30 protein-coding genes are annotated in these 19,002 nt (G+C 53.4%); 15 read left to right on the top strand and 15 right to left on the bottom strand.

What is annotated here, in order from left to right:
• The first annotated feature begins 3 nt into the window (after window positions 1–3).
• Window positions 4–474: a CBS domain-containing protein gene (locus SynNOUM97013_RS07195; RefSeq protein WP_186479131.1), complete on the top strand. Its 471-nt coding sequence runs from the start codon at window positions 4–6 to the stop codon at window positions 472–474.
• Window positions 475–477: 3 nt separating this feature from the next.
• Here SynNOUM97013_RS07195 and SynNOUM97013_RS07190 read toward each other — a convergent pair whose 3' ends face one another.
• A complete protein-coding gene (locus tag SynNOUM97013_RS07190) occupies window positions 478–1,680 on the bottom strand; it encodes a hypothetical protein (protein WP_255442625.1) in 1,203 nt (400 codons plus the stop codon).
• 79 nt (window positions 1,681–1,759) lie between these two features.
• On the opposite strand from SynNOUM97013_RS07190, the gene SynNOUM97013_RS07185 reads away from it, so the two are divergent.
• Both SynNOUM97013_RS07185 and SynNOUM97013_RS07180 read left to right on the top strand, forming a co-directional pair.
• Window positions 1,760–2,233, top strand: a complete 474-nt coding sequence (locus SynNOUM97013_RS07185) for a L,D-transpeptidase (protein ID WP_186479130.1) — start codon at window positions 1,760–1,762, stop codon at window positions 2,231–2,233.
• 75 nt (window positions 2,234–2,308) lie between these two features.
• Entirely contained in the window at window positions 2,309–2,590 is a 282-nt protein-coding gene (locus SynNOUM97013_RS07180; RefSeq protein ID WP_186479129.1) for a hypothetical protein, read from the top strand.
• Between the two features lie 29 nt (window positions 2,591–2,619).
• Here the strand turns inward: SynNOUM97013_RS07180 and SynNOUM97013_RS07175 are convergent, their stop codons facing one another.
• The 3 genes from SynNOUM97013_RS07175 to pdeM form a co-directional block, all read right to left on the bottom strand.
• Window positions 2,620–2,787, bottom strand: a complete 168-nt coding sequence (locus SynNOUM97013_RS07175) for a hypothetical protein (RefSeq protein WP_186479128.1) — start codon at window positions 2,785–2,787, stop codon at window positions 2,620–2,622.
• A gap of 159 nt (window positions 2,788–2,946) precedes the next feature.
• The gene (locus tag SynNOUM97013_RS07170; RefSeq protein ID WP_255442624.1) at window positions 2,947–4,554 is read right to left on the bottom strand and encodes a hypothetical protein; all 1,608 of its coding nucleotides are present in this window, start codon (window positions 4,552–4,554) and stop codon (window positions 2,947–2,949) included.
• Window positions 4,476–5,228, bottom strand: a complete 753-nt coding sequence (pdeM, locus tag SynNOUM97013_RS07165) for a ligase-associated DNA damage response endonuclease PdeM (protein ID WP_255442623.1) — start codon at window positions 5,226–5,228, stop codon at window positions 4,476–4,478. The genes SynNOUM97013_RS07170 and pdeM overlap by 79 nt, the downstream gene beginning before the upstream one ends.
• Before the next feature lie 106 nt (window positions 5,229–5,334).
• On the opposite strand from pdeM, the gene SynNOUM97013_RS13765 reads away from it, so the two are divergent.
• Both SynNOUM97013_RS13765 and SynNOUM97013_RS07160 read left to right on the top strand, forming a co-directional pair.
• Window positions 5,335–5,460: a hypothetical protein gene (locus SynNOUM97013_RS13765; RefSeq protein WP_255442622.1), complete on the top strand. Its 126-nt coding sequence runs from the start codon at window positions 5,335–5,337 to the stop codon at window positions 5,458–5,460.
• Window positions 5,461–5,471: 11 nt separating this feature from the next.
• Complete coding sequence (locus SynNOUM97013_RS07160) at window positions 5,472–6,542, top strand: transporter substrate-binding domain-containing protein (protein WP_186481496.1); 1,071 nt, start codon at window positions 5,472–5,474, stop codon at window positions 6,540–6,542.
• Between the two features lie 22 nt (window positions 6,543–6,564).
• Here the strand turns inward: SynNOUM97013_RS07160 and SynNOUM97013_RS07155 are convergent, their stop codons facing one another.
• Window positions 6,565–6,801 (bottom strand): CopG family transcriptional regulator, encoded by a 237-nt coding sequence (locus SynNOUM97013_RS07155; protein ID WP_186479127.1) that lies wholly within the window; start codon window positions 6,799–6,801, stop codon window positions 6,565–6,567.
• An 89-nt stretch (window positions 6,802–6,890) separates the two neighbouring features.
• Between SynNOUM97013_RS07155 and SynNOUM97013_RS07150 the strand changes: the two genes are divergently transcribed.
• Entirely contained in the window at window positions 6,891–7,487 is a 597-nt protein-coding gene (locus SynNOUM97013_RS07150) for a PCC domain-containing protein (RefSeq protein WP_186479126.1), read from the top strand.
• Window positions 7,484–7,696, top strand: coding sequence for a DUF6737 family protein (locus SynNOUM97013_RS07145; RefSeq protein ID WP_186479125.1), 213 nt, complete (start codon window positions 7,484–7,486; stop codon window positions 7,694–7,696). The genes SynNOUM97013_RS07150 and SynNOUM97013_RS07145 overlap by 4 nt, the downstream gene beginning before the upstream one ends.
• Here the strand turns inward: SynNOUM97013_RS07145 and SynNOUM97013_RS07140 are convergent.
• Together SynNOUM97013_RS07140 and SynNOUM97013_RS07135 are read right to left on the bottom strand one after the other, a co-directional pair.
• A complete protein-coding gene (locus SynNOUM97013_RS07140) occupies window positions 7,684–7,881 on the bottom strand; it encodes a hypothetical protein (protein ID WP_186481495.1) in 198 nt (65 codons plus the stop codon). The genes SynNOUM97013_RS07145 and SynNOUM97013_RS07140 overlap by 13 nt on opposite strands.
• 115 nt (window positions 7,882–7,996) lie before the next feature.
• The gene (locus tag SynNOUM97013_RS07135; RefSeq protein ID WP_186479124.1) at window positions 7,997–8,806 is read right to left on the bottom strand and encodes an ABC transporter ATP-binding protein; all 810 of its coding nucleotides are present in this window, start codon (window positions 8,804–8,806) and stop codon (window positions 7,997–7,999) included.
• Window positions 8,807–8,883: 77 nt separating this feature from the next.
• Here SynNOUM97013_RS07135 and SynNOUM97013_RS07130 point away from each other — a divergent pair, with 77 nt between their 5' ends.
• Window positions 8,884–9,033 carry a hypothetical protein gene (locus SynNOUM97013_RS07130; protein WP_186479123.1) on the top strand — a complete coding sequence of 50 codons (150 nt, stop codon included), beginning with the start codon at window positions 8,884–8,886 and terminating at the stop codon, window positions 9,031–9,033.
• A gap of 25 nt (window positions 9,034–9,058) precedes the next feature.
• On the opposite strand, the gene SynNOUM97013_RS07125 is transcribed toward SynNOUM97013_RS07130, so the two are convergent.
• Window positions 9,059–9,544, bottom strand: coding sequence for an NUDIX domain-containing protein (locus SynNOUM97013_RS07125; protein WP_370586410.1), 486 nt, complete (start codon window positions 9,542–9,544; stop codon window positions 9,059–9,061).
• 70 nt (window positions 9,545–9,614) lie between these two features.
• On the opposite strand from SynNOUM97013_RS07125, the gene SynNOUM97013_RS07120 reads away from it, so the two are divergent.
• Window positions 9,615–9,860: a hypothetical protein gene (locus tag SynNOUM97013_RS07120; RefSeq protein ID WP_186479122.1), complete on the top strand. Its 246-nt coding sequence runs from the start codon at window positions 9,615–9,617 to the stop codon at window positions 9,858–9,860.
• A gap of 127 nt (window positions 9,861–9,987) precedes the next feature.
• On the opposite strand, the gene SynNOUM97013_RS07115 is transcribed toward SynNOUM97013_RS07120, so the two are convergent.
• Together SynNOUM97013_RS07115 and SynNOUM97013_RS07110 are read right to left on the bottom strand one after the other, a co-directional pair.
• Complete coding sequence (locus tag SynNOUM97013_RS07115; protein ID WP_186479121.1) at window positions 9,988–10,287, bottom strand: hypothetical protein; 300 nt, start codon at window positions 10,285–10,287, stop codon at window positions 9,988–9,990.
• Between the two features lie 1,460 nt (window positions 10,288–11,747).
• On the bottom strand, window positions 11,748–11,996 hold the full coding sequence (locus SynNOUM97013_RS07110) for a hypothetical protein (protein ID WP_255442621.1): 249 nt from the start codon (window positions 11,994–11,996) through the stop codon (window positions 11,748–11,750).
• Window positions 11,997–12,139: 143 nt separating this feature from the next.
• Between SynNOUM97013_RS07110 and SynNOUM97013_RS07105 the strand changes: the two genes are divergently transcribed.
• Entirely contained in the window at window positions 12,140–12,322 is a 183-nt protein-coding gene (locus tag SynNOUM97013_RS07105; RefSeq protein WP_186479120.1) for a hypothetical protein, read from the top strand.
• Between the two features lie 214 nt (window positions 12,323–12,536).
• On the opposite strand, the gene SynNOUM97013_RS07100 is transcribed toward SynNOUM97013_RS07105, so the two are convergent.
• The 3 genes from SynNOUM97013_RS07100 to SynNOUM97013_RS07090 form a co-directional block, all read right to left on the bottom strand.
• Window positions 12,537–12,980 (bottom strand): hypothetical protein, encoded by a 444-nt coding sequence (locus SynNOUM97013_RS07100; RefSeq protein WP_186479119.1) that lies wholly within the window; start codon window positions 12,978–12,980, stop codon window positions 12,537–12,539.
• A 49-nt stretch (window positions 12,981–13,029) separates the two neighbouring features.
• Window positions 13,030–13,260 carry a DUF1651 domain-containing protein gene (locus SynNOUM97013_RS07095; RefSeq protein ID WP_186479118.1) on the bottom strand — a complete coding sequence of 77 codons (231 nt, stop codon included), beginning with the start codon at window positions 13,258–13,260 and terminating at the stop codon, window positions 13,030–13,032.
• Window positions 13,261–13,499: 239 nt separating this feature from the next.
• A complete protein-coding gene (locus SynNOUM97013_RS07090) occupies window positions 13,500–13,955 on the bottom strand; it encodes a hypothetical protein (RefSeq protein ID WP_186479117.1) in 456 nt (151 codons plus the stop codon).
• Between the two features lie 91 nt (window positions 13,956–14,046).
• On the opposite strand from SynNOUM97013_RS07090, the gene SynNOUM97013_RS07085 reads away from it, so the two are divergent.
• The 3 genes from SynNOUM97013_RS07085 to SynNOUM97013_RS07075 all read left to right on the top strand — a co-directional run bounded on the left by SynNOUM97013_RS07085 (window position 14,047) and on the right by SynNOUM97013_RS07075 (window position 15,380).
• Entirely contained in the window at window positions 14,047–14,340 is a 294-nt protein-coding gene (locus SynNOUM97013_RS07085; protein ID WP_186479116.1) for a Nif11-like leader peptide family natural product precursor, read from the top strand.
• Window positions 14,341–14,490: 150 nt separating this feature from the next.
• The gene (locus SynNOUM97013_RS07080) at window positions 14,491–14,799 is read left to right on the top strand and encodes a Nif11-like leader peptide family natural product precursor (RefSeq protein ID WP_186479115.1); all 309 of its coding nucleotides are present in this window, start codon (window positions 14,491–14,493) and stop codon (window positions 14,797–14,799) included.
• Between the two features lie 404 nt (window positions 14,800–15,203).
• Window positions 15,204–15,380, top strand: coding sequence for a hypothetical protein (locus SynNOUM97013_RS07075; RefSeq protein WP_186479114.1), 177 nt, complete (start codon window positions 15,204–15,206; stop codon window positions 15,378–15,380).
• An 808-nt stretch (window positions 15,381–16,188) separates the two neighbouring features.
• Here the strand turns inward: SynNOUM97013_RS07075 and SynNOUM97013_RS07070 are convergent.
• Both SynNOUM97013_RS07070 and SynNOUM97013_RS07065 read right to left on the bottom strand, forming a co-directional pair.
• A complete protein-coding gene (locus tag SynNOUM97013_RS07070; RefSeq protein ID WP_186479113.1) occupies window positions 16,189–16,707 on the bottom strand; it encodes a PAP/fibrillin family protein in 519 nt (172 codons plus the stop codon).
• 10 nt (window positions 16,708–16,717) lie between these two features.
• Window positions 16,718–17,188 (bottom strand): DUF427 domain-containing protein, encoded by a 471-nt coding sequence (locus SynNOUM97013_RS07065; protein ID WP_186479112.1) that lies wholly within the window; start codon window positions 17,186–17,188, stop codon window positions 16,718–16,720.
• Between the two features lie 53 nt (window positions 17,189–17,241).
• On the opposite strand from SynNOUM97013_RS07065, the gene SynNOUM97013_RS07060 reads away from it, so the two are divergent.
• Window positions 17,242–17,952, top strand: coding sequence for a triacylglycerol lipase (locus tag SynNOUM97013_RS07060; RefSeq protein ID WP_186479111.1), 711 nt, complete (start codon window positions 17,242–17,244; stop codon window positions 17,950–17,952).
• A gap of 248 nt (window positions 17,953–18,200) precedes the next feature.
• A complete protein-coding gene (locus SynNOUM97013_RS07055) occupies window positions 18,201–18,422 on the top strand; it encodes a hypothetical protein (protein WP_186479110.1) in 222 nt (73 codons plus the stop codon).
• Window positions 18,423–19,002: the final 580 nt, after the last annotated feature.

The raw sequence follows: 19,002 nt of genomic DNA, 5'->3' as shown, positions 1-19,002 counted from the left end.
CCCATGGTGCTTCAGCAGACGGTCGGGGAAGTGATGTCCGCTCCGGTGCTGACGGTGACTGCTGAGACGCCCCTTCAGGACGCGGTCACACTTCTCAGTGACCACCACGTCAGCGGTTTGCCCGTGATCGACGGCACTGGCGCTCTGATCGGAGAGCTCACCGAACAGGATCTGATGGTTCGTGAGAGCGGTGTGGATGCTGGTCCTTACGTGATGCTGCTCGACAGCGTCATCTACCTGCGCAATCCCCTCAATTGGGACCGGCAGGTGCATCAGGTGCTGGGCAACACGGTTGGTGATCTGATGCGACGGGACAGTCACAGTTGTGCGACCAACCTGCCGTTGCCTAAGGCGGCATCAATGCTGCACGACAAAGGCACCCAGCGTTTGATCGTGGTGGATGAGAAGCGTTGTCCTGTGGGGGTGTTGACCCGTGGTGATGTTGTGCGGGCCCTCGCTTCAGCGCAGGCTTGAGGTTCAGCGCTGCGCGATCGGCTCAATGTTGATGGCGATCGGGTTGATCAGTCTGAAATCAACCAAGTCGCCCACGCTCAGATCGTTGAACACCGAGCCTTCCAGTTCCGGCCGAATGTCGAGTTTGTGGATTTTTCCAAGGGGACCGCGCAGCGTCACCTTGTGATCAGTGCGTGAGAGGCGCACCACTTCGGCAGTGCCGGTGACCATGGATATGCGTGCGCCGGCATCGACAGGACCGAACGCCTGAGCAAGCCGACGGTCTTCACGTTGAAGCAATGGTTGGCTCTGCTTGGAGGGACGCAAGTCCACCACCAGACCCTGGAGCAATTCGATGCTCACCACGTCGCCAACCTTGAGACCGGCTTCCGCCGGATCCACTGCTGTCGTGAGCAGCGTGGTGTGCCCTTGAGCACCTTTCACTTCAACAACCCGCTCACCCGGCACCAGTCGCTGAATGGTGGCTTTGATTTGAGCGAGTTCGAAGGCATCCACCAGCTCACTTTTAAGTGTTGCGTCCTCACTCATCAGAGGACTGATGATCAAAGGTTCTCCACTCAGCCGATAGGCCTGAAGAGCTGAAGGGAGCGTGGATGCCGGCAGTTTGCGAACCCCAACCGCCAAGGGCTGAATCAGCCTGAAGTTCACGATGTCTCCGACAGCGATCCGTTCAAACGGATCAACACCCCGATCGCCCAGCACATCGAGATTGTTGATGCCCCCGAGAGGACCGAGCAGGTCGATGACGTTGTCGTTGTGATCGATGCTGATCACCTTGGCTGTTCCGGAGGCGAGGGCAACGCGCATGCCTTGTTTCAACCGGCCCATATCCATGGGAAGAATGATGTCCTCGCGGTTGAAACTCAGTTCGGTGCTCGTGCTGGGCTCCATCTCGACAACCAATCCGTCGAGGATCGAGAGCTCAATGTTGTCGCCCGGTTGCAGCTTGAGGGGGGTCAGATCGATCCCGACGGTGAGAATTTCTTTGTGGCCGTGGGGATCGATCACCTCGATCACTTTTTCTTCGGGAAGCGCTGTCGTCACCGTGGCTCGCATCTCGGTGATCTCGAAGGCCGCCAGTTCCTCGGGTGTGAATCCGGCATGCGCGATGGATGGCACGACCGCGTTCAAACCGACCATGGCAGCTGTGACCCACCGGAAAGGAACCTGCTTGAGGGTGGTGGCAAGCGTCGAGAGTCGCGTCACAAGTGCCTTGGGTTTGATGCAGTGAACGTAGCCGGATTCATTCTTGGGTCAAAATGTCGCCGAACACGTGTTCAGGGTCATGCTTCACCGTCTCAGGCGCATCGCTCTTCCCGCAGGCCTGGCCTTGATCAGTCTCGGCTTGTTTCAGGCCCCCGTCCGTGCGGAAAAGTCGATTGAGATCAGCCTGAGAGATCGCTATCTCACCTTGTTCGACAACGGTCAGGTGGTGAAGCGTTTTCCCGTGGCCATCGGTGCGCCGGAATCTCCAACCCCAGCAGGCACCTACGCAATTACCCGGATGGAAGAGGCGCCCGTGTATCACAAGGGCGGCAAAGTGATTGCTCCTGGACCGGAGAATCCGGTGGGGGTGCGCTACATGGCCTACTTCCAGATTGGTTCAGGGGAGTACGCCATTCATGGAACGGCATGGCCCAGTTGGGTGAAGCTGCGCGCTGCCGTCAGTCTCGGCTGTATTCGGATGCTGAATCAGGATGTGATTGCGCTGTTTCAACAGGTGGACGTGGGAACACCAGTCATCGTCACCACCAAGTGAAGGCCTTGAGCTGCTTTCACCGATTGGCTTTCATTGAAATGACTGCACTGCACTGAATTTCGCTTTTCTGAATTGATGTCATTCCGTTCTGTCCTGCCAATGGCCTGTGCGACGGCCGTCACCTTGTCGTCGCTGCCGATGGCAGCGGCTCCCCAGAAAGAAATGCCTGAGCAAGACTTCCTTGACCAGGTGGAGGCACCAGGTCACGTGTTGGTGACAGCCAAAGGCGTTGCGGCGGTGAATGCTGAAGCACGCCGACAGGGGCTTCGTTTTCCTGCTGTTGGTTATTGGTCGCCTGAGTCAATCTGCTTTCAGACACCTCCCTCCGGTGATTGCAATGGGTTGTTCCTGCGTTGAGGAGGTGTCTGTTCTGCCGTTGAGTTGATTCAGCGCACGCTGCGTTGCTCCAGTTCTCGGAGCGCTTCATAGGCAGCCCAGAGTCCTGTTTTCACGGTGCACCCACTGCGGTCATTGCAGACGCGGTACTGGCCTTGTCCGATGGCATCAATGGTCGAACCTTTTGAGGTTTGGCAAACACGACTGATAAAAGCCACGTTGTTCGTTTCGAACTTGGAAAAGATCTACGGCTGTTCTTGTGTATTCATCAATCGTTTGTGATCCATCGAAATTCACCGCTGCAGAGGTATATCTTTTTACATTTAATGAAAAGTATTCATGGGGCAATCTCATGGTTTGTCCGTAAAACTGGCTGGTCAAGGTGGAGGTGGTGGCAGCACCAGTTGTGGCGGAGCTTCAACACTCAATGACGTCTCAGCATCGAGGGGAGGCGGAGCGGGAGGATCTGGATGCGTCGTTTCGGTGACGGGGATCTCTCCTGGCTCGAGATCAGCGTCCATCGATCGTTCGGCAAGAGGACTCTCCGGTTCCAGCAGGATCGGTGGCGGTAGATCCGGTCGCGGTGCCTGATCCATTGGTGGCAGTGACGGAACCAGGTCATCACTGAGGATCTCTTCAGGCATCACGTGTTGTTCCAGCAGCAGCAGTGGGTCTGCGGTGATTGGTGGCTCGGGTAAGGGCGCGCGCTCGCTGCGGCCAAGGGACTCCGGCGAGGAAGGATCGGGATTCAGGGGTGTGCGTTTGGGAGACCAGATCGCCCGGGCCACAGGCTCCAGACCTGTTTCGATCACCCTGTTTAGTCCTGCCAGAGCGCGGTCCATCAGTTGATGGCCGGCCCATCGGCTGCAGCTGATTGGGCCATCACATTGGGTCTGGTCCTGCAGTTGTTGGGACAGATCGCTGATCAGGCTTCCCTGCAGAGGCTGGTGACGTTTGCTCAGTCGCAGCAGGTAGGGAACGTGCACGAAGCTGGTCGCCCCACCACTGATCCAGTTGGCATCCTCCTCGGTGAATCCTTTCACCCCTGGAATGATCAAGCGGCTCTTGGAGGCATGGTCGGGCATGTAGGCCGCCACCAGATCACGACGGCGCGCTAGGGCTTTGGTCTGTTCGAGGGTGAGCCCATCACGGCTCATCAGCATCTCCAGTCGCCCATCCCGACGCAGTCCATAGACCATCCGGATCCTGGGTAGGTAGTACCGGATGCGTTGACCCATGCTGACGCTGTAGGCGCCCTGATAGCTGCTGGGGGGCGCTTCTAGGTCGTTGTAGATGCTGTGCAGACCACCGACGAAGGTGTCGTAGGTCTTCATGCGGTCCTGGTTCAACTCCCCGTAGCCGAAATCGACCTGGCCATTGCCTTGGATGCCGATGTAGGCACGCTGGCGTGAGGCTGTGCGGTTCTTCCCGAGCCAGACCCGGCGGCCAAACTTCAGATCACCCAAGGGGACAGTGATCTCCTGGCCTTCTGTATCGATGTGCCGTTCGTACATAGGGCCGGAGACGAATGCCAGTGCAGCTTCATCGGCAAACGCATCCTGCTCGCGATCCCATCCCTCCAGCAGCCCAAGCCGCACGTTGCGTGGATCGAAATCCAGGGCGTAGACCTCATCATTCGGCTGGTAGCGAAACGATCCGAGCGCAGGGCTTCTGGCCTGATGCTGTTCAGAGCGCGAGTCCACAGCAGGGTCTGGCTCTCCAGGGGCCAGAAACACCAAGGTGGCAAAGGTGGCGACAGGGAATCCCAGAATCAGCCAGCGCCGTTGCCAGCGCGTCGAATGTCCTGGCCTCGTGTTCCGGGGCTGCTGTTGGTTCGGCTGAGGTCGACGCGGTTTCTGGCGCCTTTGCCTGCGTCTGGGGGCAACCGATGTGGCGCGTGGCTGGTTCAACGGGTCCACCTGCGTCTGCGCGATGGTGACGAGGGGTCTCGCCAGGCCATGACCCGACCCTCGGCCACCAACCATTTGCGATCAACCTGACCACAGTCATGGCCTCCCGTCAGCGCACCGAAGGCAGGCAGCAACAGCCGCTCTTGGCTTGCTTCATAGGCGAAGCAGGGCAATCGCAGGCGATCGGGTCCCTGTCGCACGGTGGTGACGGGATGAACGTGCCCGCAGAGATTCAGCCCTGGCTCGCCGTCGCTTGGCGGTTCGGGTTCATGGCTTAACCAAAGAGCGCCGAGCCTGAAGGATCGCTGCTGGGTGCGTTCGCTGGTCGGCAACCTCCGGTCATGGTTGCCACCCACCAGCACGACATCGGTGTTCAAGCGTTGATCGAGCGTTTGAAGATCTGCACGCAGGCGGTCGGTCAACCCGAGGGGACCATGGATCAAATCGCCCAGGATGATCAGCCGGGTGGGCTGCCACGTGGCACAGAGCGCTTCCAGTCGCTCAAGGGTGTCTCGATCACCGTCACTGGGTAGCGGAATCCCGCAGGATTGAAACACCTCGGCTTTTCCGAGATGCAAGTCAGCAACGAATAACTCTCCCCCTGCGGGCCTCCAGAGTGCCTTCTGGCCGAGAAGCAGGAGTTGTTCGGCCTTCCAGCTCCAGTGGCAGTCCTCGCCTTGGCTGACGGCTTGCGGCAACCCCGCGTTTCGGCTCTGCTCATCAGCATCGGTGGTCTGCTGGACGATCAATGCAGAAAACGAAGCGTTAACGACATTTCATTCTGCAGAGATTTTTCCGGACCGCTTGGAATCCATCCCTGCTGTCACCGGTTGGCATGGCTTCGCTGAGCAAGAGATGGCAACCTCGGTGTCACAACCATCGTTTATTGAACTGTCGATGACTCTTGCGTTGCTGCTGGCTCTGCTGGGCTCCCTGGTTGCCATGGGGGTGATCGTCAAGCGACTTGAGAAGAACGGCTGATTCTGATGGCGATGATTTCAAGAGTGTCGCTGCTTCTGCTTGCCCTGCTGGGATGGTCAGCTCCGTCGCTTGCGGCGCCTCCGGTGATCAAGGTGGGTGTGAGCGGCTCTGTTCCCTTCGTGTTTTCGGACACGAATGGTTTGGAGGGCATCAGCGTTCAGATCTGGGAGGAAACAGCTAGTCGCCTGGATCGTCCCTTCGTCTACGTGTCTCAGCCCAACTCCGAGGCCAACATCGATGCAGTGAGCAAGGGCGTTGTTGATCTGGCGATTGGGCCAATCAGCATCACTCCTGATCGTCTCGCCAATCCAAAAATTGATTTCACCCAACCGTATTTTCACGGGCAAGAGGGTCTGATGATCCCCGCGCGGCCCCCCAGCCTTTGGTCGCGTTTCAAGCCTTTTTTCGGTTGGGCTGCGCTCTCATCCCTTGGTGGATTGATGGTGTTGCTGTTTGTGGTGGGAAATCTGATCTGGTTGGCTGAACGACGGCGCAATTCGGAACATTTCCCTCGTCCTTATTTCAAAGGGGTTGGCAACGGCATGTGGTTTGCGTTGGTGACGCTGACCACCGTCGGCTACGGCGACCGTGCACCGACCTCCAGAACCGGAAGAACGATTGCTGGCGTTTGGATGTTGATGTCTTTGCTGGCTCTGTCATCGATCACCGCTGGACTGGCTTCGGCCTTCACCGTGTCGTTCTCCAACCTGGAACCGTCCGCCATTCGCGAGCGATCGGATCTGCGCAACAAAACCGTTGCTGTCGTTGCTGGCACAACAAGTGAAACGTGGGCGAAGTTTTACGGAGCCCGACCCAAGCAGGCCGACACGCTTCCCCAAGCCATTGCCTTGCTGTCCAGCGGTGATGTGAGTGCGGTTTTGTTTGACCGGGCTCCTTTGCGTTACTACCTCCAACAGAATCCGAAGGCGCCGTTCAAGATGGCGCCGTTTTCGTTGGCCACGCAGACCTATGGATTCGTTCTCCCGGTCGATAACGAGCTGCGCACGCCAATCGATGTGGAGTTGCTGCAACTCCAGCGCAGTGGAGAGGTGAAGCAGATCACGGATCGACTGCTCAACTGATGTGCCAATGATCGATCGTGTGTCAGCGCAGCATCGCGTGCCGCCTCAGTCCATCCTCGATCAAAAAGGTGGCCAGACTGCTGCAGCTACGTCCTTCCGCGAGAGCCTGTTGCTTGAGGCGATTCATCACACCCCCCGGCAGAGTCACGTTGAGCCGTTCTGAATCTGCCGCCTCCGCCACTTGAGCCGCAGTGATCGTCAGCGGTTCTGTTTCCAGCTGATCGCGGAGCTCATCCAGCAATCCTCGGAGGAATGACACGATTTCGTAACCGAACAGTAACGCAATTGTACCGTCGGGTCGTGGCTGTGGATAGAGGTAATCTGGCCCCGTTTGTTTGATCTGTCCGGATGGAGACCCTGCCCCTGCAGCTGGAACCCGGACAAGACCTTCATCAGACTCTCAGTGCCCTTGCTGCTGAGCACAAACTCAGTGGATTTGTCCTCGGAGTTGTCGGCAATCTTTCTCAAGCATCGTTCCAATGTCCTGGACAGGAGCAGCCGACACGTCTGACGGGAGAGCTGGAGATCATCACCCTGAACGGCACCTTTTCCCCTGAAGCCGTCCATCTCCATCTCAGCCTTTCCGACGGAGCCTGTCAGGTCTGGGGCGGCCACCTGGAGCCCGGCACGGTTGTGCTGAAGGGTGCTCAGCTGTTGCTGGGGATGAGCGGTCTGCCGACGGCACAGGCAGCCCCTGTGCAGAAACGTGTTGAGGTGGCGGTGCTTCCTGGCTGTCCCTGGTGTCACCGAGCAACACAGCTGCTCAACCGGCTTGCAATCCCCTATCAGCTCGACACAGTCGACAGCGATGCGCGTTTTGAGGCCTGGCGTCAGCGCAGTGGCCGCAGTGTGTTTCCTCAGATTTTCATTGATGGCGACCTGATTGGTGGCTATGACGACCTCATTCGGCTGCATGGGGCCGGTTCGCTTGAGACGCTGCGGTGACGAACCCACAGGACCTTGATCTCTGGGCGCATAAACCCATGTGGTGTCAGCCTTGGTCGATCCTGCTGACCGGGTTCATCGCCATGCTCTCGAGCTGGCTGGTCCTGCACAGGCTTTGGATCACCGTGCCTTTGTCGGGCCTGGTGTTGATCTGGTGGTTTGTGTTCCTTGTGATGGCTCCTGCCGCCTACAGGAATCAGCCCCGCTGAGCGGCTCGAAACGTTTGCTTCTCCTCGATTAGCTCCGCTTCGAGTTGTTCGATCAACTGGGTCACCAACGCCTGAAACTCAGGCTGGCACCCACGGAATGCTGCTTTGTGCCGAATCGGTTCATTGCGCATGCGCAGATCGGTCAGCATCAGCTGAAGGGCATCGATTCTGGCGTTGCTGTTCAAGGCGTCACCCCGCTGGCGAGGAGAGGTTATGACATCGGCTTCCATCCCGATGGCAATGCAGCCTCTTTCCCTCAGTGTTGATGGGGTGATGCGCTCACTCAGACCTCAATCCTGATCAGGCGGGAAGCACTTGGCGGTATCCATGGCTTTCGACAACCGTCAGGGGCGTGTCATAGAAGTTCGACAGCTGATCAGCGGTCAGGATGTCTTTGGGAGAGCCATCCATGCTCACCTTGCCCTCCGTCAGGCCCACAACCCGTTGAATTTCGGGGATGACCGCATCCACGTGATGCGTCACTAGCACCAAGGTGGTTCCGTTTCTGCAGAGATCCCGCAGCAGCGCCAGCAGCTTGTGGCGTGCCCGCAGATCCAAGCCATTGATCGGTTCATCCAGCACGAGCACATCGGGATCGTGCACGAGAGATCGCGCAATCAACAGGCGACGTTTCTGACCATCGGAAAGCTGACCGAATCCGACGTCACCCAGCTTCTGAAGGTCGAGGCTTTGCAGCAGAGAATTCACTCGCTGACACTGTTGATCACTGGGTCGGCGATCGCGGCCCAGCCCGATGGCTCCGAAAAAAGCCGATTGCAGCAGTTCTCTCCCTGTCATCGCGGCAGGGATACGTCGCTCCAGCTCGGTGTTCACGATTCCCAGCCTCTGGCGCAGTTGCCAGACATTCACGGTTTCACTGCCAAACAGGCGTAGGTGCGAGCCCGGTTGCACCACGGGATAAAGGCTGCGACTGATCAACTTCACCAGAGTGCTTTTGCCAGCTCCGTTGCGGCCGAGAATGACCGTTGATTGCCCAGGCCAGAGCATCAGGCTCAGGTTGTGAACGATCCGTTGGCCATCGATCCATGCTTCAACCGACTGGATATCCAACCAGGGTGAGTGCTTGTGGCTTGCGTGATCAGGGTTCATTCGATGATTCTGGACCTGGTTGAACACCGAGTTGATGTCGACACGACGCTGCGTTCAATGCGGCTCAAGCTCTTTTCGTGCTGATCGTTCACTTGGTGGACGCCTTGTTTGCAACCGTTGCGGAACACCCGCTGATCAGCGCCGCGCTCCAGGCCGAGCTGGGTCCCCAGTTCAAGCGAGCTCTCGTGGGCTATCCGGCCCGCTTTTCTGGATTTTGCTGGGTTTGATGGCTTTGTTGGTTGTTCTGTTCTTTCAGGCTGCCTGATCCAGCTCGTGCAGTCTTGGCGTGAGTTGACGCAGTACTGGTGCCAATGGACGTTTGGCTTGAAGACGCTTGCTCCAGATCCATCCACGACGGATTTCCTCAAGGCTCACCAGATCCATGTCTTGGCCTTCAAGAAGTTGCAGCTGGTTGAGGGGGACAGCGAGCTCTCCTGAAAACACGTGAACCACACGTGCAGAATCACGATGTTGAAGCCATGGATTGAGCTGCTTGGGACACCAACCAATTTCTTCCAGGAGTTCTCGTCGTAAAGCGACTTCGGCAGATTCATTCTCTTCGAGATGTCCCCCAAACAATCCCCAACACCCTGGAGCCACAATTCCGTCGATATCGTCCCGTAGCTGCAGCAACCAGCGGTTGTTTTGCTGGAGCATGACCAACGACACCTGAACAGGAATCAAAGTCTGTCGTTTTCGGTCACCACTCCCATCATGATGCGTGTTCGCAGCAGGCATGAATGGCGGCATGTGCTGACAAAGCTGTGGTTGCTGGCTAAAGGAATGAACTGACGCTGATGAAAGAAGCATGTCAGGGAATCAATGGCTCGTTGCAGGTGTTGCCGTGTTGCTCAGTGCATTCGGCACACCAGGTATCGCTCAATCACGCTCCATTTCAGACTGTGCTCAGATGATCGCAGCGCGAGGCTTCACGGTCATTGATGAAGACGTCGAGGATCGCTTATTTGAATTTGAAGCAATCAAAAATAATCAGAAATGGAAAATCAAAACTGATCGTGAATGTACAATCCTGTTGGAAAAAATTGACGATTAAGCCTTTTGATCAAGTCACCGCCTGGGATTCATTGTGAAGTCGAGAGAGGGGAAGGTGGTGATTATCGGTTGGTTGATGGAGAGACGAATAACCATTGCACTGAAATGGCAATTCTTGGGGCCAATATCTAGTGGTCTGTATTCTCTTTGGATCCAAGTAAAACCGTTTTGATGAATTCCAAGTTAGGCTTATTTGCGGCGATTTTGTCTCGCATGGCCTTTGGCAGCCGGGCCTCCAGGTGGCCCTGCTTGGTCAGCTCTTTGGAGAACCGCTCTCTGAACTCAGGAAAGGCATTGAGGTAGCAGACCGCTTGGTCCGGTGTCCAAGTCACCACCTCAAGCGCTTGCTTGAAGTGGACATAGGACGACGTCCAGCTCACCAGCTCATCAATGCTTGTGATGCCAAGATCATTCTCAGAGAGTGACATGGCTCCATGCAGTTCGAAATAATCTACTGATCCAGAGTGACCAGGAATATCTTCTTGACTCTTGTACTCACGTTGCAGCGCGCTGTGTCGTCACACCGTGGTGAAGGGCTCGCAAGAAGCGTCACAGTGCCAGTTCTCTGTGACCAGATCTTTAAAGATGCTTCAAATAGGTACTCACTGTCCTAGACCGATGGTGGTTGGTGAAACACCAACTCCTCACACCACTCAAAGCCTCCGTCTTCGACGGGGCTTTTTTTTTGCTCAGTCACATGGATGTCTCCATGCCTTCTGGCCCATCGCCTTTTCTCGTCCTGATCTGCTTGCCATGCAGATTCAGTCATTGTGTTCCCACTCCCTCACCTGGAGAGTGATTGGTGTCGTTTGTCACCATCGGTTCAGGATGACTCAACAAACTTGGTGCATCTCCTTTCGGGGCGAGGGGAGATGCGTCGCCACAGAGCTGGGTTGGTGAGCCCGGCTCTTTTTTTTGGTTCACATCCCTTGCTGACTGTTCTGCCACAGGGCATGAAGCAATTTTGATCACTTTCTATTGTTCGTTCGCATTGGTCACATGAATCTTCCAACGTGGGCAAGAACAAAGGTTGATTCTGTGTTCACGATTCAGGAGCTCACGCAACATGGTTGGGATTCAAAAACCCAGCACACCAATCAAGAGCATGCTTTCTGGCATGCCAGGGTGAAGTCAGAAGCGAATGGACGTACGTATCGCGTGATCAGCGCTGAAGCGCACGTGGTTTGCTTGCTGACTCCCCATGGATCTGAATGCTGGGAATTGGATTGACGCTTCCTGGTTCACAGAACAAAGCCCCAGCATTGAGCTGAGGCATTTGTTTTCTTGAAACCGCCAAGCCTCACTGAGGCCTCCTGTTGTGCTGGCTTTTGTCTTGGCTAGCGGGGTGGATCGGTCTTGCTAGCAAGATTGCTGGCTTCGTGCTCTGTGGCTTCTTGGTTTGGCCTTGGGTCCTGGCAATGGATTGCATGGCTCAAAAAGCGTTTGTTTGGTTCTAGATCTGGTTGGTTACTTGCTGTCGCTACAAAGCACACAAAACAAGAAAGACCGTCTCCCGTGAGCGAAAGACGGTCTTGCTGTCTTGCTAAAAGCTCAGAATTTGCATTCAGAACGCTGAATGGGAGTTTCGAAGCGTCTGGCTGTTGGGCTTGTCAAGCCAGTCAGGCAGCTCCTAACCCTTGCTCAGTCGGACCGTCGTCTCGCATTGGACGCCCCCGAATCAGATCATGCACTCAGTGTGTGGGCAGACGACCTGCTCTGACATCCGTCGAATCACGCATTGCCAGCAGCATGCTCAACGACGAGAGTGGGAGTGCTTTGCCAAATTTCATCCGCTGAGCGGCAGCGGATGGACCCATTTGATGACTGAAGCTTCAAGCGGTCTGTCCAGTCATCGAAGGTTGAGCTAATGATCTCTGCGCTGGTTTCTTCAGCCAAGCAGTTGGCTTGGATCCATTTCCTCCTGGTTGACAGGAGCATGACTTAATTCATGAGCGAGAAGATCGGTCACAAGCATTGTCAATGCAATACCCATTAAGGCGAGTGCATATCCAGAATCTTTGTCTGCAGCGTTGGATACATTCCTGGACAATTCAAGATGTTTTTGCCAGGAGAAATGCATTGATTCGAGTTGCTGCAGTTCTTTTCTAGGGCATTCAGCAAAGCAAATCCAAGTCATCAGCGCAGTCAGGCAATGTTTTGTAATCAGCAATTTGTATTGGCATGAGCATCTTTTCTTGGAATCGGTTGTAATCACTACGTTTTCCGTTTGCTCTATCAAAACATCCGGGGTACCTTGCGTTGGCTAGGTAGAAAACGCAGATGGAACCCATTGCTTTGACTCTTGGTCAAAAGTTTGAAGTCGAGAAGTTTTCGCGTGAGATCGATTCTTACGATGACCCTCAGCAGCTACGCGATCTTGCGAAGGATCTTTTGCTTGCATGGAAGCAGCAGCAAGCTTCAACAGCTTGGGTGATTCGTCAGAAAGAAGGTCTATCGTCCTGATGACTAGCAAGCCTCATGGCTTGTAGTGTCTCGGCGAAGTGTTTTTGTTTCACTAGTGATCACCTAATTAATTGATAAGGCTATCTTTTTTGTTTAACTAATGTTTTGTGTGAAATAGTTTTATGCTATTAAGCGCAATTTTGACTTGTGGGAGCTTTTAAGTGTATTACTTTCCCATTGTGTAAAAATATTTGCAGACTTTTGGGCTCTTTGTTCATGTAAGAGGGGTAATTGAACAAGTTAACGATTGAGGTTTAGTGTCTTCTTTAAGTGGTTGGTTTTTGCTCAGGGTGACTTCTTGGAGTGCGAGATTAACTTCGACCTTCATTGGGCCACGCTTCTTATCTTTGTTTTGGCGAATCCTTGAGATATTTTCAATGACATAGCTGGTGGATTTTCGTTCTGTTAAATCCCAGATCTCAACTTGCTTTGTTGTTTCCGATTGATCTTCAGTCCATTCCTCCACGATGACATTGTCCTGTTTGGGATCAATGGTGTATGTATTTGCAATCTTGCTTCCTAGCCTGGTGCACTCGATTCTCACTGGCTGATTGCCTGTGGAGAGTGTTTGAGCGATTTTGAAAGATTTATCTGTGAGCTCGATCAATGTGCAGCCTGTAAGCGGCAACAGGCAGACCAGCAAAAGCGGTTTGAACATCGATGTCAAAAATCCTTCCTCATCATCTCACTTGACGAGAGGACTTAACTCACCAGGCTGCTTCGCAATGAACCCAGCCTTTGTGCTGGAGTTCTTTGTACAGACTCACTGCGTCTTCATAACGCATTTTTCGGCTTGATTTGAGCAATGCATTCTGGCTTTGTCCATCCCGTCTGCCGTGATCAACCACGACACGCAAATCGTTACCTACAGCGAGAAGCTCTTTATGAAATCTCACTGTCCATGCTTGTTTTGGATCTCTCAACCATCCATCGGTCATCGTTAGAGGTGATCAGGGATTACTTCATAGTGCTTGTGATCGCTTGATGCTTGGTCTTGTAACAAGTTCAGAATTGCTTTATGTTTGGCGACCGCTTATTTGACGCTAGATGTGGTTTCAAATGAGGTTTGTCACGGTTTCCATGCCACCAATGGTGTCGTTTGTTTGTAAACGAGTCAGATGTCGCTGAGAGTTCGATTTTGAACCAGCTTCTTTGCTATTCAGGTCAACAAGGACCATCAACTCATGGATCCTTTAGCGGATTTAGTCAAGGAAGACATCACACATGCAGCCCCTGCAACGGCAAAACGTTCTGTCATTTGCTCTGTACGACACCGTGACTTCGTCGATCCATGCCATTCGGCAGAGCTTTGGTGATGCCATTCCTGGAAGAGAACAAGATACTGCGTGATGGGGTGCCTGCTGCGGTGCAGGAGATGTTCTAAAAGCTGATGACCGCAGGCCCTGATGCCTCGATTCGCCGCATGGTGGAGACCGCTGCTGAGAAGGGGATGACGGTGACTGTCGATGAGGTGAGGGGCTCCCTCAGGCAAATAAACGACGATCACAAGTTCGATGACAACGAGCTGAATGCTGTCGCTCTCGCTGCCATGGCTATTGGTCGAATGAGAAGCAATCACATGCGCCCATGACGAGCCCTGGGGGCGTTGCCCTGGAATGCGTCCGATGCGCAAGTGGCTGTTTGGTGGCTCACCCCTGAGTGCTTGATCAGTCGATGCCGCTGCCGATCGTTGCTATGACCAGGATGTAGCTTCACGCCCTCCAATGTCAGAAGAGCAACTCAAAGCATTCCTGGAAGCGGTTCAATCCGACACTGGATTACAGGAGAAACTTAAATCTACGCAAACTTTAGAGGAAGCTTCAGCCATTGCAAAAGAAGCCGGATTCATGCTTTCTTCGCAAGAATTCCAAACAGGCTTAGAAGATGCTGAATTAGAAGCCGCTGCCGGGGGAGGGTTTGCAGAAAATATCTGGAATCAGTTTCTTGCATATCAAATGTCCCCTGCAACATGCCCAAATAGCGCATTGGCAGATGCACCTCAAGACGGCCTGCAGTAACAAAAAAACTTCACCAGCGGCTAATTGTGTCCTTAAGCCCTACGATTTTGCCCGCAGTAGTTTCGCCGTCACCCGCATTCAGCGGGTTTTTTATTGGATACAGAATTACTGAATAGGTTGTGAGATAATCACAAGAGCCTCAACTCTCAGATGTCAGAAGAGCAACTCAAGGAGTTCCTAGAAAAAGTAAAATCTGATACCGAACTGCAAGAAAAACTCAAAGCAGCAGCCTCCCCTGAAGCCGCTCTTGAAATCGCTAAGGAAGCAGGCTTTTCGATTGCTTCTGAAGACATTCAATCAATGGGACAGATGGCGTCAGACGCAGAACTTGAAGCTGCAGCTGGCGGGTGCGCTCGCGGTACTCGCGATACTCACCTTGCGAGGGGTTGTGGGCCCCTCGACCAGTGTCAACGGACTGCGCTTGATGGTGGCACCACTACCCAGTGGTGGTGCAATTAGCATGTTGCCGGGGCCGGAGGAGGCGACGAAATGGGCTCTAGTTTCCAACATCAACGTTTCGATGCAACTGCCATGAGTGTTCCCCTCCTGATACAGCAAAGCCCCAGCCTCGCGCATGAGTTAGGGCATGGTCTGCACTTATCGTTAGTTGTATTTGGTAGTGATGTTGTGCAACAACTTCTGATTATTGGAGTTCATTCCACAGTCTAGACTTCTTAAGCAGTGGCCTCCCTCCGCAATACTTACCAACGTAAGTTTGCCAGTCCCACATCAAGAACGTCACATCTTGCTGCAACTGCTTATCGTTTCTATTATTATAGATTTCTGTATTCATAAAGTGAGCGAGATTAATTGCGTTGGTGCAGGCTCCTGTGATATTGCCGTTGTCGTATTGAGTTTTTACATTGTCCATTATTGATTTCCAAGATTCAAGCGGTATTTCTTTGGCTTCAATCGCTGTGGAAAAAAAGAATGACAAGCTAGCCAAGGAGAGTGATGCCAAACCATTAACAATATTCATTGATGTAGGCATAAGCTTTAACTTGATGATGTTAGCCGATGCTATTGGCGATGCTCAATAGGGACAACTGCTCAAGGTATTTATTAATAACGACTGCAATCACCTTCGGCTATTGTTAAGAACTTTGGAAACACTGTGCTCTGCGTTCTCATAAAGTCAAACTTCACCCCTTCATGTCTGAATATCGTGAACTCTGTTTTTGTGTGCATTATCTGCTCCGAAAGTTCAAGTCCCTCCCAACGTCCGAATTCATCCCGGTCAAAGATGGCAGGACGCCAAGGACTCCAATCATCTCCTTTGATAGGCTCGCTAAACTTCACATTCCCGTTTGGTTCATCGACTTCGACCATCAATCGGATCTCGACCTCCTCTCCCGGGGGCTCATTGCCTGTCGCGTCAGTAATCCAGGTGAAGCCCTTCGCTTCGCACAAGAAGAACTCACCCCCAGCCCTCTGAGCATTTGCATTTAATAGAGGATTTGCAAGAGCTATTACCAGGAGAGAGACGGTCGATGTAATTGTTGAACGAAGCACTGTCTTTAGTCTCGCAAACAGGGATTACGTCAAATCATTCTATCAATCATTCATCTGGGCCTGTTTAATCAATAATTTGATCATTCAGGCCAGTCCTTGTAGTCTCTCGGCTCGTTAGATCGCAATGCAAGCAACAGTTCTTTCAGCAGCGTGACGGTCGTCAGCGTTTCCTGCATCATCGTTTTGATTCAACTAATGTGAGTGTTCCCCGCTGAGAAGAGTGGTTCTCTCAGCTACCTCTGCGATTGTCAAGCGAGGGCAGGTAGTGAAACGGATTTCGGTTTTGCTCTGTCCACAAAGCATCCACAAAAATCTGAGGCACCCGCTTGTGGATGCTCAAAGGTAGTTAGACACTGACAAGTCTTCTCTCTTGAGCAAAGCAAACGTTGTTCCTGCATTGCCACGGCAAATGCGCAACTTTGTTGTGAGTGCTGTGATGTCAAGCCATGCGGGAAAGCTTTGATTTAGTTGTTTCATGAGTTCGAATCTTTGAAATCCGGCAATTTTTGGTCCGCGCCAACCTCCTCGACAAAAAGTTACACCTACGCGATTGGGCTGTTCAATGTTCAGCTTCGCTTCCACAGTGATGGACGCCGTTGCACTGAGCGGACCAGACACCCTGAGCAGATTCACTCCCCGCTGTTTTGCCGGGTCCAGCACTTGCAAATTCTCCAGCCAAGTTGATTGCTTTAGCCATGGTTGTTTGGCACTACTCCAACGCAGTTCCCAGACGCCTCTTAACAAATCGGCTTCCTTTGCAAGATCAACCGTTGACTCTGCTTCTGCTTCGCTGATCAGATCACTAATTCTTGGATGTTTGGGTTGAGTTTTTAATAATGCGATGAGGTCATCCATTTCTCAGCACTCAGATCAATTCGGGGTGATTGGGATCGCCTTTGAAGGGGCCTACCACAGCTGAGCTGATCCAACCCCCATAGAATCCACCGGCCTGAGCGGTGACTCGCTCTCCGTTGAGCCAGCAGCCATCCATCAAGCTCGGATACAAGGCATACCAACCTGCAATCGCCATGAAGGTTTGCGTTGGGGATGGATAGCGCCACACAGCGCGATGGATGGTCCGGCCTCCAGCGACAACGTCGAAATAGTCAGCCACCCCTTTCCACTCACAGAAGCTGCGACCTGCTGCTGTCTTCAGAAGCGACGTGTTGATGCCATCGGGTGGCAGGTAATAGGTGGGTGGGTGAAAGGTTTCCAGAACGCGTTGCGTTCCCTGCCCATCAAACAACACCTCACCGCCGACTCGAACAAGCACGTGGTCAACGCTGCGCTCCAGTCGTGGGGGCCGTGGGTAGTCGGCAACGCGTTCTGGTGTCATCGGTACGCATCCTTCTGCATGGATGATGGCGCTGTTTCGCCAGTACCGGAGAGATGACAACCGTTGATCCCAGGCAGCCTGTTCTTGTTCTTGGAGGTTTCCTGATTACAGCAGAGGCCTATGCACCGATGACGGCCTGGTTAAAGCAACAGAGTGTTCTGGATGCGCTGGTGGTACCTATCACTCGGCTCGAATGGTTGACGACGACCTGGGGGTTTGGTTGGCGCCGTGTTCTCGATCGAGTCGATGCCATGGTGCAAGAGCTTCAAGCGTCATCGCCAACGGGTCGTGTGACCTTGATTGGCCACAGCTCCGGTGGCGTGATGTTGCGCCTTTATCTCAGTGATGAAGATGTCCTTGGTCGATGCTACGGCGGTGCAGCACGCTGTGATCGTCTCGTTACTTTGGGTAGTCCCCATCAGGCGGTTCGTGCCACCCCTTTACGCATGATGGTGGATCGACGTTTCCCTGGTTGCCATGAGCCTGGGGTGGACTATGTCGCCATTGCAGGCGAAATCAATTTGGATGGTGAGAACGCTTCGGCATTCAGCCGACGCTCTGCGTCCGGAAGTTATAAGAGCATTGCCGGTGACGCCGAACTCAGTGGTGATGGACTGGTACCCGTGGACTCAGCTCTATTGAAGGGGGCTCGACATCTTGTTCAAGCGGATACCGCCCATGGTGGTTTCTTTGGCAAAATATGGTATGGCTCGGTGCAACGTCTCGAATCCTGGTGGACTTTTGTGATCGGCAATCAGGCTTAAGTTTCAACTGTCGTCGTGATTGATCAATTCAACCTTGATCGATCGTGTTCAAACGATTGTGAGTGCATCCTGCTCAGGTGAATTCCTATCAGCGTCAGTCGATCATTGTCTTGGATGAATCACGACTTGGTTTGGCTTTGACAAGCTTGATGTGATCCGGGGGGGGGGTGATCAGTGTTTCAATGCTCACTCTGTTTCGCATTGGGCCTTCAACCTCTTTATGCTGAGCGATCGGAGGCAATAGTCTGATGCTGCTCTCACTGCGAAAAGGATTCTTCGCAGTGTTTGTTTTGATTTTCGTGTTTCATATCGCCGATAATTCATTTCAATATCAACGCTGCTTGTTGAAAGTTACCAATCAGCGTTTTCCTGATCTCAAGGTGGTCGAAGGCTCTCAGCAGTGCATCGGATCGGCTGATCGGGGCTTGTTTCGTTTTATCCCGAAGTCTTTGCCTGTGAATGAGCGCTAAACCTTCAGGTGGTCAAAAGATCCTGGCTAAATCAACCGGTAGCCGTACAACCAGTACCGTTGAGGCAGTGACAGCGATCTGAAGGGGTTTCGCTGGTTGGTATTGAGTTGAATCCTAGATCTGCGAAATGGTGGTTGGCATGAGACAGTGATTGGATTGGCACATAGGTCGCGCACAGATAAACACAAAAATACGAGGGGTACGGTTAACCAAACCTTCACCTTAGGTATCTGTTGACCTAGCTCTGTGTCTCTGACTCCATCCCTACTCCTTCAATAAGGCATTGATCTAAGGCAGTGTCTGGGTATTAGGTAGCTGGTTGGTATCTATCTATCTATTGGTTGGTATAGGTACCGCTCCGCACTCCATTACATTCCGTGCTCCGCTCCCTGAGCCCCACCAGAATGAGCTGTAACAGCGTTGAACTGTGGGATAGATAGGAAGACACCAGACCTACCCCCTCCCCCTCACAGTTGATTCTGAAGGGAGTGAGTTAGATAGTCAGTCTAGTGCGGCCGCAGAGAGAAAATATTTACAGCCAGAATGCAGTCATTGCAACGAGAGTGATGCATTCACTTCT

It is taken from the genome of Synechococcus sp. NOUM97013, from assembly GCF_014279815.1.
Lineage (GTDB): Bacteria > Cyanobacteriota > Cyanobacteriia > PCC-6307 > Cyanobiaceae > Synechococcus_C.
The sequence above is the reverse complement of the archived record's forward strand: the minus strand, read 5'-3'. Positions and strand labels throughout refer to the sequence as shown.

Excerpts from the sequence above, each read along its gene's own strand:
- SynNOUM97013_RS07085 (WP_186479116.1), top strand. The coding sequence starts at position 14,047 with ATGTCAGAAGAGCAACTCAAAGCATTCCTGGAAGCGGTTCAATCCGAC.
- SynNOUM97013_RS07195 (WP_186479131.1), top strand. The coding sequence starts at position 4 with ATGGTGCTTCAGCAGACGGTCGGGGAAGTGATGTCCGCTCCGGTGCTG.
- SynNOUM97013_RS07055 (WP_186479110.1), top strand. The coding sequence starts at position 18,201 with ATGCTGCTCTCACTGCGAAAAGGATTCTTCGCAGTGTTTGTTTTGATT.
- SynNOUM97013_RS07120 (WP_186479122.1), top strand. The coding sequence starts at position 9,615 with ATGTCAGGGAATCAATGGCTCGTTGCAGGTGTTGCCGTGTTGCTCAGT.
- SynNOUM97013_RS07105 (WP_186479120.1), top strand. The coding sequence starts at position 12,140 with ATGGAACCCATTGCTTTGACTCTTGGTCAAAAGTTTGAAGTCGAGAAG.
- SynNOUM97013_RS07160 (WP_186481496.1), top strand. The coding sequence starts at position 5,472 with ATGATTTCAAGAGTGTCGCTGCTTCTGCTTGCCCTGCTGGGATGGTCA.
- SynNOUM97013_RS07125 (WP_370586410.1), bottom strand. The coding sequence starts at position 9,544 with ATGCCTGCTGCGAACACGCATCATGATGGGAGTGGTGACCGAAAACGA.
- SynNOUM97013_RS07070 (WP_186479113.1), bottom strand. The coding sequence starts at position 16,707 with ATGGATGACCTCATCGCATTATTAAAAACTCAACCCAAACATCCAAGA.
- SynNOUM97013_RS07135 (WP_186479124.1), bottom strand. The coding sequence starts at position 8,806 with ATGAACCCTGATCACGCAAGCCACAAGCACTCACCCTGGTTGGATATC.
- SynNOUM97013_RS07115 (WP_186479121.1), bottom strand. The coding sequence starts at position 10,287 with ATGTCACTCTCTGAGAATGATCTTGGCATCACAAGCATTGATGAGCTG.
- SynNOUM97013_RS07180 (WP_186479129.1), top strand. The coding sequence starts at position 2,309 with ATGTCATTCCGTTCTGTCCTGCCAATGGCCTGTGCGACGGCCGTCACC.
- SynNOUM97013_RS07080 (WP_186479115.1), top strand. The coding sequence starts at position 14,491 with ATGTCAGAAGAGCAACTCAAGGAGTTCCTAGAAAAAGTAAAATCTGAT.
- SynNOUM97013_RS07060 (WP_186479111.1), top strand. The coding sequence starts at position 17,242 with ATGACAACCGTTGATCCCAGGCAGCCTGTTCTTGTTCTTGGAGGTTTC.
- SynNOUM97013_RS07170 (WP_255442624.1), bottom strand. The coding sequence starts at position 4,554 with ATGGTTGGTGGCCGAGGGTCGGGTCATGGCCTGGCGAGACCCCTCGTC.
- SynNOUM97013_RS07185 (WP_186479130.1), top strand. The coding sequence starts at position 1,760 with ATGCTTCACCGTCTCAGGCGCATCGCTCTTCCCGCAGGCCTGGCCTTG.
- SynNOUM97013_RS07100 (WP_186479119.1), bottom strand. The coding sequence starts at position 12,980 with ATGTTCAAACCGCTTTTGCTGGTCTGCCTGTTGCCGCTTACAGGCTGC.
- SynNOUM97013_RS07065 (WP_186479112.1), bottom strand. The coding sequence starts at position 17,188 with ATGACACCAGAACGCGTTGCCGACTACCCACGGCCCCCACGACTGGAG.
- SynNOUM97013_RS07110 (WP_255442621.1), bottom strand. The coding sequence starts at position 11,996 with ATGACTTGGATTTGCTTTGCTGAATGCCCTAGAAAAGAACTGCAGCAA.
- SynNOUM97013_RS13765 (WP_255442622.1), top strand. The coding sequence starts at position 5,335 with ATGGCAACCTCGGTGTCACAACCATCGTTTATTGAACTGTCGATGACT.
- SynNOUM97013_RS07095 (WP_186479118.1), bottom strand. The coding sequence starts at position 13,260 with ATGACCGATGGATGGTTGAGAGATCCAAAACAAGCATGGACAGTGAGA.
- SynNOUM97013_RS07150 (WP_186479126.1), top strand. The coding sequence starts at position 6,891 with ATGGAGACCCTGCCCCTGCAGCTGGAACCCGGACAAGACCTTCATCAG.